The organism is Streptomyces atratus, assembly GCF_014648655.1.
GTDB classification, from domain to species: Bacteria; Actinomycetota; Actinomycetes; order Streptomycetales; family Streptomycetaceae; genus Streptomyces; species Streptomyces atratus.
The window spans coordinates 1-514 of sequence record NZ_BMRN01000241.1 but is presented as its reverse complement, the minus strand read 5'-3'; the positions used below and the strand labels follow the sequence as shown (position 1 = coordinate 514).

At 71.0% G+C, this 514-nt stretch carries 1 protein-coding gene; it reads left to right on the top strand.

The genetic code is table 11. From position 1 onward, the window contains the following. Window positions 1-514 (top strand): SGNH/GDSL hydrolase family protein (locus IEZ15_RS44300; protein ID WP_308427530.1); only part of this gene is annotated, 514 nt, incomplete at both ends.

Genomic DNA, 514 nt, shown 5'->3' with positions numbered 1-514 from the left:
ACGTCGAGATCTGGCTGCCGCACGACGAGACCACCCAGCTGGCCGCCCTGCGCACCAACGCCCCCGTCCACACACCCCCGCCCAACGGCCACAAGGTCTGGCTGCACCACGGCAGTTCGATCAGCCACGGCTCCAACGCCACCACCCCAACCGGGACCTGGCCCGCCCTGGCCGCCGCTCTGGGCACGGTGGAGCTGGTCAACATGGGATTCGGCGGCAGCGCCCTGCTCGACCCGTTCACCGCCCGCACCATGCGCGACACCCCCGCCGACCTGATCAGCATCAAGATCGGCATCAACCTCGTCAACGCCGACCTGATGCGGCTGCGCGCGTTCGGCCCGGCCGTCCACGGTTTCCTCGACACCATCCGCGACGGCCACCCCACCACCCCGCTGCTGGTCGTCTCGCCCATCTACTGCGCCATCCACGAGAACACGCCCGGCCCCAGCGCCCCGGACCTCAGCGCGATGAGCGAGGGGCGACTGCGGTTCATGGCCACCGGCGACCCCGCGCA